At 72.6% G+C, this 6943-nt stretch carries 8 protein-coding genes and 1 pseudogene; 8 read left to right on the top strand and 1 reads right to left on the bottom strand.

Annotation, left to right across the window (positions count from 1 at the left end):
- From AC2CJA_RS22040 to mutM, 5 genes and pseudogenes are all read left to right on the top strand, one after another.
- Positions 1–321: pseudogene (locus AC2CJA_RS22040) on the top strand (cell division initiation protein); the annotation flags it as partial.
- Between the two features lie 146 nt (positions 322–467).
- A complete protein-coding gene (locus AC2CJA_RS22035) occupies positions 468–1127 on the top strand; it encodes a YceD family protein (protein ID WP_484604412.1) in 660 nt (219 codons plus the stop codon).
- A 2-nt stretch (positions 1128–1129) separates the two neighbouring features.
- Positions 1130–1303 (top strand): 50S ribosomal protein L32, encoded by a 174-nt coding sequence (rpmF, locus tag AC2CJA_RS22030; RefSeq protein WP_031508259.1) that lies wholly within the window; start codon positions 1130–1132, stop codon positions 1301–1303.
- Positions 1304–1322: 19 nt separating this feature from the next.
- On the top strand, positions 1323–2126 hold the full coding sequence (gene rnc, locus AC2CJA_RS22025) for a ribonuclease III (RefSeq protein ID WP_484604411.1): 804 nt from the start codon (positions 1323–1325) through the stop codon (positions 2124–2126).
- Between the two features lie 147 nt (positions 2127–2273).
- Positions 2274–3134, top strand: a complete 861-nt coding sequence (gene mutM, locus AC2CJA_RS22020) for a bifunctional DNA-formamidopyrimidine glycosylase/DNA-(apurinic or apyrimidinic site) lyase (protein ID WP_484604410.1) — start codon at positions 2274–2276, stop codon at positions 3132–3134.
- Positions 3135–3183: 49 nt separating this feature from the next.
- Here mutM and AC2CJA_RS22015 read toward each other — a convergent pair whose 3' ends face one another.
- On the bottom strand, positions 3184–4104 hold the full coding sequence (locus tag AC2CJA_RS22015; protein ID WP_484604409.1) for a CAP domain-containing protein: 921 nt from the start codon (positions 4102–4104) through the stop codon (positions 3184–3186).
- Between the two features lie 172 nt (positions 4105–4276).
- Between AC2CJA_RS22015 and AC2CJA_RS22010 the strand changes: the two genes are divergently transcribed.
- From AC2CJA_RS22010 to AC2CJA_RS22000, 3 genes are all read left to right on the top strand, one after another.
- The gene (locus AC2CJA_RS22010; RefSeq protein ID WP_484604408.1) at positions 4277–4594 is read left to right on the top strand and encodes an acylphosphatase; all 318 of its coding nucleotides are present in this window, start codon (positions 4277–4279) and stop codon (positions 4592–4594) included.
- 283 nt (positions 4595–4877) lie between these two features.
- Positions 4878–5087, top strand: a complete 210-nt coding sequence (locus AC2CJA_RS22005; RefSeq protein WP_093662111.1) for a hypothetical protein — start codon at positions 4878–4880, stop codon at positions 5085–5087.
- Positions 5088–5265: 178 nt separating this feature from the next.
- Positions 5266–6943 (top strand): chromosome segregation SMC family protein (locus AC2CJA_RS22000; RefSeq protein ID WP_484604407.1); only part of this gene is annotated, 1678 nt, incomplete at its 3' end.

Here is a 6943-nt window from a genome sequence, read left to right as displayed (position 1 = left end):
CCGCAGGAGGGCTATCCGCAGGAGTACGGGCAGCCGCAGCCGCAGGATCCGTACGCCTATCAGGAGCAGTCCCCGCAGCAGCCCGCGTACCAGCCGCAGCAGGCACAGCAGGGCGGTTACGGCTACCCGCAGGAGGGCTATCCGCAGGAGTACGGGCAGCCGCAGCCGCAGGATCCGTACGCCTATCAGGAGCAGTCCCCGCAGCAGCCCGCGTACCAGCCGCAGCAGGCACAGCAGCCCGCGGCGCTCGACGAGACCAGCTTCTTCGACACCAGCATGATCGACATGGAGCAGCTGCGACAGTACGAGCAGGGCCGATAGCCCCGCCGGACCGGCGTCCCGCCGGCCCGGATCGCGTCCGGCCGGACTGGATTGGGTCCGGGGCGGCCGGTCCAGTATCCTGGCCATTCGGTCGTGGTCCGCCCGCGACGTTCGGCTGCCCAGAACGCAGGAATCGGAGCCAGCCGGTGTCAGACCGCAGAAAGCAGGAAGCCCTGAACGCCCCCCTCGATCACCGTTCCCCCCTCGTGCTGGACACGCGCGAGCTGGGGCGGCGTCCGGGTGCGCTCAAGGAGTTCTCCCGGACGGTCCCGGCTCCCGGGGATCTCGGTATCGAGGTCATCGGGGTGCCGGAGGGCTCGCCCATGGAGCTCGACCTCCGCCTGGAGTCGGTCATGGAAGGGGTGCTCGTCACGGGCACCGCCCGTGCGCGGCTGAAGGGGGAGTGCGTAAGGTGTCTGGAGCCGCTGGAGCAGGAGTGCGAAGCGGATTTCCAGGAGATGTTCTCCTACCCCGACGCCGACGACCGGAGCCGCTTCGCGGACACCGGCGACGACGCCGAGGACGAGGAGACGTTCCAACTCGAGGGAGACCTGCTCGACCTCGAGCCCGTGCTGCGTGACGCGGTGGTGCTGTCGCTGCCGCTGCAGCCGGTGTGCCAGGAGGACTGTCCCGGACTCTGCCCCCGTTGCGGGGCGCGGCTCGCGGACGACCCCGGGCACGACCACAACGAGGCCGTCGACATCCGGTGGGCGGCTCTCGAAGGACTCGCCGGCTCCATGCGGGACGGCGGGATGGACGAAGACAACGCACCCCGCACTGGCGGGGACGATCCACAGGAGAAATAGCCGTGGCTGTTCCGAAGCGGAAGATGTCGCGCAGCAACACGCGCCACCGCCGGTCGCAGTGGAAGGCTGCGGTCCCGACCCTGGTGAAGTGCGAGCGCTGCCAGGAGCCCCGTCAGCAGCACATCGCCTGCCCGAACTGCGGCACCTACAACCGCCGCCAGGTCCTCGAGGTCTGATCGGCTGGTGACGGGCTCCATGTCAGACGCCACTACGCCCGGAGACCTCCCCCGCGACGACGGGGGTGAATCGGCGCGGAGGGCGGGTCTGGTGGACGCGGCGGCCTCGTCCCACACGCTTCTGGAAGGGCGGCTCGGGTACCAGCTCGAGTCCGCCCTTCTGACGCGTGCACTGACGCACCGCAGCTACGCGTACGAGAACGGCGGACTGCCCACCAACGAGCGCCTGGAGTTCCTGGGGGACTCCGTGCTGGGCCTGGTGGTCACCGACACCCTCTACCGCACCCACCCGGACCTGCCCGAGGGGCAGCTCGCCAAGCTGCGCGCGGCGGTGGTCAACTCCCGAGCGCTGGCCGGGGTCGCCCGCGGTCTCGACCTGGGCGCCTTCATCCGGCTCGGCCGGGGCGAGGAGGGCACCGGCGGCCGGGACAAGGCGTCGATCCTCGCCGACACCCTGGAAGCGGTGATCGGCGCGGTCTACCTCGACCGGGGGCTGGAGGCGGCCAGTGAGCTGGTGCACCGCCTCTTCGACCCCCTGATCGAGGAGTCCTCCAACCTCGGTGCCGGGCTGGACTGGAAGACCAGCCTCCAGGAGCTGACCGCGGCCGAGGGACTGGGAGTCCCGGAGTACCTGGTCACCGAGACCGGCCCCGACCACGAGAAGACCTTCACGGCTGCCGCCCGCGTCGGTGGTGTCGCGTACGGCACCGGCACCGGCCGCAGCAAGAAGGAGGCCGAGCAGCAGGCGGCGGAGGCCGCCTGGCGCGCCATCCGGGCCGCCGCTGACCAGCGGGAGGGCCAGACCGCCGAGAAGGTCTCCTGACCGGCCCGGCACCCGCCCCGCGTCTTCCGCCCACCCGCCCGGAATCCGGACGGGTGGGCGCGGCGTTCCACCAGTGACCCGCGGTCCCCCGCACACACGCACACCGCCTCCCGCTGACGCGGGATCCCCGTCGACGAGGAGCCGTCGTTGCCAGAGCTGCCCGAGGTCGAGGTCGTCCGGCGCGGAATCGAGCGCTGGGTCGGCGGCCGCACCATCGCCGGGGCCGAGGTGCTCCACCCGCGAGCGATCCGCCGTCACCTCGCCGGAGCGGACGACTTCACCGGCCGGCTGCGCGGGGCGCGCGTCGGCATGCCCCTGCGCCGGGGCAAGTACCTGTGGCTGCCGCTGGAGGGCACCGGCCAGTGCGTCCTGGCACATCTCGGCATGAGCGGGCAGCTTCTCGTCCAGCCGCAGGACGCCCCGGACGAGAAGCACCTGCGGGTCCGCGTCCGCTTCGCCGACGACGCGGGCACCGAGCTGCGCTTCGTCGATCAGCGCACCTTCGGCGGGCTGTCGCTGCACGCCACCACGGAGGACGGCCTGCCCGACGTCATGGCCCACATCGCCCGCGACCCGCTGGACCCGGCCTTCGACGAGGAGGCATTCCACGCCGCCCTGCGCCGCCGCCGCAGCACGCTCAAGCGGGCCCTGCTCGACCAGTCCCTGATCAGCGGGGTCGGCAACATCTACGCGGACGAGGCGCTGTGGCGCTCCCGGCTGCACTACGACCGCCCCACCGCCACCCTCACCCGCCCGCGCACCGCTGAACTCCTCGGCCACGTCCGCGACGTGATGAACGCGGCCCTCGCCGTCGGCGGCACCAGCTTCGACAGCCTCTACGTCAACGTCAACGGGGAGTCGGGCTACTTCGAACGCTCCCTGGACGCCTACGGCCGGGAGGGCCTGCCCTGCCGCCGCTGCGCCGCCCCGATGCGGCGCAGTCCCTGGATGAACCGCTCCAGCTACTTCTGCCCACGCTGCCAGCGCCCGCCCCGCCCGGCGCGCTGAACACCGCCCGCCGCCCGGACGGGACGGCGGGGCACCCTGGTGAAGCCGTTCAGAAGCCGAAGTTCTGCGTCCACCAGGGGCCGCCCTCGGCGAAGTGCGCGCCCACCCCCAGGGTCCGGTAGTCGCAGTTGAGGATGTTGGCGCGGTGACCGGGGCTGTCCATCCAGGCGTCCATCACCGAGCGGGCGTCGGCCTGGCCGCGGGCTATGTTCTCGCCGCCGAGATTGCCGATGCCCGCCGCCTCGGCGCGGTCCCAGGGGGTGTCGCCGTCGGGGCCGGTGTGGGAGAAGAAATCCCGGGCGGCCATGTCCTGACTGAACTCCTTGGCCAACTCGGCCAGTTCGGGATCGGCGGTGACCGGCCGGCAACCGGCCTCGGCGCGTTCCAGGTTGACCAGCCTCAGCACCTCCGCTTCGGCGGCCGTCTCCTCGTCGGGGGAGGGGAGGCCGGGCGCCGCGGGCTTGAGGGAGGAGGCGGAGGGTTCGCCGGGGGTGCCGGAAGGCTCGCGGAGGACGCCGCCCTCCTCGGCCGGAGGCGTATCACCGCGCGACGGGGTGGGCTCGGCCGGTTTCTCCGACGGGGCGGTCTCCGGCTTCTCCGTGGCCCGGCCGCGCGAGGGCTCGGCGCCGGGGGAAGCGGTACGGCCGTCGCCGCGGCCGGGGGTGGGATCCTCCCCGCGGGCGTCCGGAGCCGGTGTCGTCGTGCCCTGGGTCCGCAGGCCGTCCGGTGCCACCCCGGAGGGGGAGGCGAACCCGCCGACGGTGTAGTCGCCGTTCGGGCCGGGCAGCAGTCCCGAGGCCACCGCCACGGCACCCACCGCCATCGCGGCCGAGGCTCCGAGGAGGCCGGTGCGGACGGGGGCGGCACTCCGCTTGCGGTGCGGGCCGCGGTGGCGTCCGCCCGCCGCGTGGCGGTCGGAGGCGACGGGGGCCGGAGCTGGAACCGGTTCGGCGCGGCGGTGGCGTCCCATCTGCTGCAGTCCTCACGTGATCGGCGTCACTTTTGTCACTCGAAAGAGTGAGTCCCGTTGCGGCGTGACTGTACGGCATCCATACGGGGCGGAGGGGTGGGCGGCGGAAACACGGGAGGCGGGAGAGGGCAGGGGCGCGCAGGAGCGGTGCGAGCCCGGATAGCGTGCGCCCATGAGCACGAGGAAACAGAGCGCCGGTGAGGACGTGGCCGGGGAGACCGTGCGGATGACGGCCTGGGTGCGCGGACGGGTGCAGGGGGTCGGTTTCCGCTGGTTCACCCGGGCCAGCGCGCTGCGGATCGGCGGCCTGGCGGGCTTCGCGCTCAACCTCGGCGACGGCCGGGTCCAGGTGGTCGCCGAAGGGCCGCGCGATCGTTGCGAGCTGCTGCTGAGATGGCTCCGAACGGGTGATACGCCGGGCCGGGTCGAAGGCGTGACCGAGATCTGGGGGCCACCGCGCGGGGGCTACGAGGGCTTTGCGATCCGATGATCCAAAGAGGTTGCCTTTCCCCCCGTGACGTGCAAGGCTGCGGCCAGCGTCACCCCCGAGGAACCCCGCGAGCCCTCCGGCAGATTGAGTGCCGTCGAGTCAAGGCCGCCGGGGTGCGCGGCGTGATCGTGTTGACCGTCAAAAGTTTTGGTGAGACTCTGGAAGCCCCGCGCATCGCAGCAGTTCTGCCTTGGGAATGAAGGCCGAACGGCGATCGCGGGTACGAATCCCTCATGATCCACCACCGTTCCGGTCGGTCATTCAGTGTGGAGGACCATCCATCATGGCAAAGGCGCTTCTCGGTTACGTCGGCGGTTCCGACCCCCGAGTCCTCGCCGAGATGCGACGGCTGCAGCAGCGTGTTCAGGACCTGGAATCCGAGCTGGTACGGATTCAGGCGGAGAACGACGCGCTGTCGGCCGCCGCTGCACGGCACGGCGACTCGTTGCTGGAGAGCATCGACGTATCCAAGGCTGAGCCTGCGCTCACCTGACCTCCCGGTCCGGGGAACGCAGCGCCAAGCCGCTGGAGAAAACTGCAAGGGACGCTTCGGCGTCCCTTCGTCGTTTCCGGCCGGGGGTGTGGCGCCTACCGTGTGATGTGCCCCACCCGTTCAGCGGTGAAACTCGCTTCGGCCGCGGAACCGACACCTGGGGGTAAAGTCCGGATACGTGCACCTCAAGAGCCTGACCCTGCGCGGGTTCAAGTCCTTCGCCTCGGCCACGACGCTGCGCTTCGAGCCGGGCATCACCTGCGTGGTGGGTCCCAACGGCTCCGGCAAGTCCAACGTCGTGGACGCCCTGTCGTGGGTGATGGGTGAGCAGGGCGCCAAGTCGCTGCGGGGCGGCAAGATGGAGGACGTCATCTTCGCGGGGACGGCGGGCCCTTCCGGCCGCCCCCCGCTCGGCCGGGCCGAGGTCTCCCTGACCATCGACAACTCCGACGGCGCCCTGCCCATCGAGTACACCGAGGTCACCATCACGCGGATCATGTTCCGCAACGGCGGCAGCGAATACCAGATCAACGGCGACACCTGCCGGCTGCTGGACATCCAGGAACTGCTGTCCGACTCCGGCATCGGCCGCGAGATGCACGTCATCGTCGGCCAGGGCCGGCTCGACTCCGTCCTGCACGCGGATCCGGCCGGCCGCCGGGCCTTCATCGAGGAGGCCGCCGGCGTCCTCAAGCACCGCAGGCGCAAGGAGAAGGCGCTGCGGAAACTGGACGCGATGCAGGCCAACCTCGCCCGCGTCCAGGATCTCACCGACGAACTGCGCCGCCAGCTCAAGCCGCTGGGACGGCAGGCGGCCGTCGCGCGCCGGGCGGCGGTGATCCAGGCCGATCTGCGCGACGCCCGGCTGCGGCTGCTGGCTGATGACCTGGTGGCCCTGCGCGCGGCGCTGAAGGCCGAACTCGCCGACGAGGCGGCGCTCAAGGAGCGGAAGGAGGCGGTGGAGGCCTGCCTCGCAGAGGTGCTGCGGCGGGAGGCCGCGCTGGAGCAGCAGGTCAGGGAGTTGTCGCCGCGGCTGGAGCAGGCGCAGCAGACCTGGTACGAGCTGTCGCAGCTCGCCGAGCGGGTGCGCGGCACGGTGAGTCTGGCCGACGCCCGGGTCCGCAGTGCGTCCGCCGAGCCCGTCGAGGAGCGCCGGGGACGCGACCCGGAGGACATGGAGCGCGAGGCGGCCCGGGTCCGCGAGCAGGAGGCGGAGCTGACGGCCGCGCTCGAGGCGGCGAGCCGGGCGCTGGAGGACACCGTCGCCCATCGCGCCGAACTGGAGCGTGCCCTGGCGGACGAGGAGCGGCGGCTGAAGGACGCCGCCCGCGCCATCGCCGACCGCCGCGAGGGGCTGGCCCGGCTGCACGGCCGGGTCACCGCCGCCCGTGGCCGCGCCGCCTCGGCGCAGGCCGAGATCGACCGGCTGGCCACCGCCCGTGACGAGGCGGCCGAGCGCGCGGCGGCGGCCCGGGAGGAGTACGAGGCGCTGCGGGCCGAGGTGGACGGGCTGGACGCGGACGACGCCGAGCTGGCCGAGGGCCACGAGGCGGCCGGACGGGAACTGGCCGAGGCCGATGCGGAGCTGAGCGTGGCCCGAGAGGCACTGTCGGCCGCGGAGCGGGAACGCGCGGCGACCGCCGCCCGCCGTGACGCCCTGGCCCTGGGGCTGCGCCGCAGGGACGGCACCGGCGCCCTGCTCGGCGCCGGCGGCGAACTGACCGGACTGCTCGGCCCGGCCGCCGAGCTCCTCACCGTGACCCCCGGTTTCGAGGTGCCCGTCGCCGCCGCTCTCGGCCCGGCCGCGGACGCCGTCGCCGTGGACGGCCCGGCAGCGGCCGCCGGCGCCCTGCGCC

This window comes from Streptomyces sp. ATLC9, assembly GCF_057196705.1.
This window is presented reverse-complemented; position numbering and strand designations above follow the sequence as displayed.

Excerpts from the sequence above, each read along its gene's own strand:
- AC2CJA_RS22015 (WP_484604409.1), bottom strand. The coding sequence starts at position 4,104 with ATGGGACGCCACCGCCGCGCCGAACCGGTTCCAGCTCCGGCCCCCGTC.
- rnc (WP_484604411.1), top strand. The coding sequence starts at position 1,323 with ATGTCAGACGCCACTACGCCCGGAGACCTCCCCCGCGACGACGGGGGT.
- AC2CJA_RS22010 (WP_484604408.1), top strand. The coding sequence starts at position 4,277 with ATGAGCACGAGGAAACAGAGCGCCGGTGAGGACGTGGCCGGGGAGACC.
- AC2CJA_RS22005 (WP_093662111.1), top strand. The coding sequence starts at position 4,878 with ATGGCAAAGGCGCTTCTCGGTTACGTCGGCGGTTCCGACCCCCGAGTC.